Here is a 2,578-nt window from a genome sequence, read left to right on the forward strand (position 1 = left end):
TTGATCAGCTTGATGATCCGCTTGGCCATGAAATAGCCTGGCGCGGCCTTGCCGCCAAAAATGAAGAAGCGCGGAGTGACGCTCAGATTGGGATTCGCCTTGATCCGGCTGTAGAGGGTGATGATGTGAAGGATGTTCAGGTGCTGCCGCTTGTACTCATGAATGCGTTTGACCTGCACATCGAACATCACAGCCGGGTCAACGCAGATGCGGTCGCAGCAGCTGATCAGCTCGCAGAAGTCGCGCTTGTTCGCCTCCTTGACCTTGCGCCAGGCTTCTTGAAAGGCTGCGTCATCAGCCAGCTTCTCCAGCTGGCGCAGCTCGTCCAAGTTGGTCAGCCAGCTTTCGCCAATGGCCTCGGTGATCAGCTTGGTCAGGCGCGGATTGCTGACCGCGATCCAGCGGCGCGGAGTCACGCCGTTGGTGACGTTGCGGATCTTGCCGGGATACATCTGGTCCCAGTCAGCCAGAGTATGCCGCCGGAGCAGGTCAGTGTGCAGGGCAGCCACGCCGTTGATCGCCTTTGCGCCCATGCAGGCGAGATTGACCATCCGCACATAACGCGGCCCGGTCTCGTCAATCACTGACATCCGCCGCAGCCGCTCGTCATCGCCAGGATATTTGATCCGCACTTCATCAAGGAAGCGGCGGTTCAGCTCAAAGATGATCTCCAAATGCCGGGGCAACAGACTGCCAAAGAGATCAAGCTGCCACCTCTCCATTGCCTCCGGCAGCAGGGTGTGGTTGGTGTAGCAGAGCGTCCTGCGGGTGATCTCCCAAGCCTCGTCCCAGTCATAGAAATGAACATCCACCAGCAGGCGCATCAGCTCTGGCACCGCCAGCGCCGGGTGCGTGTCATTGAGCTGGGCTTGGAACTGCTCGTGGAAATTGCCCAAGCTTTCATGCCGGGACATATGCAGGCGGATCATGTCCTGCAAGGAGCAGGAGACGAGGAAGAACTGCTGCTCCAGCCGCAGCCGCTTGCCCTCAATCTGCTCGTCGCTGGGATAGAGCACTTTGGTGATCGTCTCGGCCTTCAGCTTGTCCGCCACCGCGCTGTAGTAATCGCCGGTGTTGAATTCGGCAAAGTCAAAGGAGGTGTGTGACTCTGTGCTCCAAAGGCGCAGGCAGTTGACGGTGTTGACCTTGTAGCCGAGAATGGGCGTGTCGTAGGGCACGCCGGTGATCAGCCGCGCAGGCCGCCAGCGGATGCGTCGGGTGCCCGCTTCGGTGTGATAGACTTCTGTCCGCCCGCCCAAGCCCACTTCGCAGGCCATCACCGGCTTCTTGATCTCCCACGGATTGCCCTGATGCAGCCAGCGGTCGCTGAACTCCTTCTGCCAGCCATTCTCGATCCGCTGGTTGAACATGCCGTATTCATAGCGGATGCCGTAGCCGACCGCAGGAATCTCCAAGGTGGAGAGCGAATCCAAATAGCAGGCCGCCAGCCTGCCGAGACCGCCGCTGCCGAGACCCGGCTCCTCCTCATGGTTGATGATCTCGCGCAGATCAAGGCCGGTTTCAGCCGCTGCCTGGGCGAAGTCATCATACAGACCGAGATTGACCAAGTTGTTGCGCAGCTGCGGGCCGGTGAGGAACTCTGCTGAAAGATAGCAGACGATCTTCGGATTCTTCTCCAGCAGCTTCTCTGCTGAGTTGACAAAGAGATGCTGCATCCGGTCGCGCAGGGCGTAGGAGACAGCTAAATAATAGTCGTTCAGGCTGGCCGTGCGCGGGGTCGCGCCTTGGCGGCAGAAAAGGTTGTAGGCAAAGGCCCGCTTGATCTTGTTGACGCGCCGACTCCGGTCGTCAGGGGACAGCTCGCTCATGGTCAGGCTCCGCAGGAAGAAGTTGATCCGCTGCCTCAGATGTACCGCATCAGGCGGAGAACTGCAATGCTTGTTGTGTATTGCTTGGGCCGCGCCGCTGTCGGCGGCAGCAGGAACTAAGGCTTGCAGGGACGCAGGAGGTCTGGTAGAGATAGACAGTTGAACCGCATTGACGCGCCCGCCCAAACTTGCAATCCAATTCATCCCATGCCCCCACTCAGCTGGAACGAAATCAAATCCCGCGCTGTTGCCTTCTCGCGCGACTGGGCCGAGGCCGCTTCTGAGGATGCGGAGGCGAAAACCTTCTGGAACGAGTTCTTCCATATCTTCGGCATCAGCCGCCGCAGGGTGGGCAACTTTGAACAGCGGGTGAAGAAGCTCGATGGCCGCGATGGTTACATTGATCTGCTCTGGAAAGGGATGCTGCTCATCGAGCACAAGTCGCGGGGCAAAGACCTTGACCGCGCCCACGAGCAGGCACTCGGCTATTTCCCCGGCCTGAAGGAGCGCGAGCTGCCGCGCTATCTCCTGGTTTCCGATTTCGCCCGCTTCCGGCTTTATGATTTAGACGAGGACAGCCGCCACGACTTCGAGCTGAAGGATTTGCACAAGCATGTGCGGCTTTTCGGTTTCATGGCGGGCTATCAAACCCACGCCCTGCGCGAGCAAGATCCGGTCAACATCAAGGCGGCGGAGCGCATGGGCCGTCTGCACGACCTGATCAAGGAGAGCGGCTACGGCGGCCACCC

Annotated in this window: 2 protein-coding genes; one reads left to right on the top strand and one right to left on the bottom strand. The window is 59.6% G+C overall.

Annotated elements, in window-relative coordinates:
• A partial coding sequence (gene glgP / locus ACNKID_RS09680; RefSeq protein ID WP_417913227.1) for a glycogen/starch/alpha-glucan family phosphorylase occupies positions 1-1,829 on the bottom strand: 1,829 nt, incomplete at its 3' end.
• A gap of 207 nt (positions 1,830-2,036) precedes the next feature.
• Between glgP and ACNKID_RS09685 the strand changes: the two genes are divergently transcribed.
• The coding region (locus ACNKID_RS09685; protein WP_417913224.1) for a type IIL restriction-modification enzyme MmeI at positions 2,037-2,578 on the top strand (542 nt) is incomplete at its 3' end.

The organism is Candidatus Electronema sp. TJ, assembly GCF_048287355.1.
Classification (GTDB): Bacteria; Desulfobacterota; Desulfobulbia; order Desulfobulbales; family Desulfobulbaceae; genus Electronema.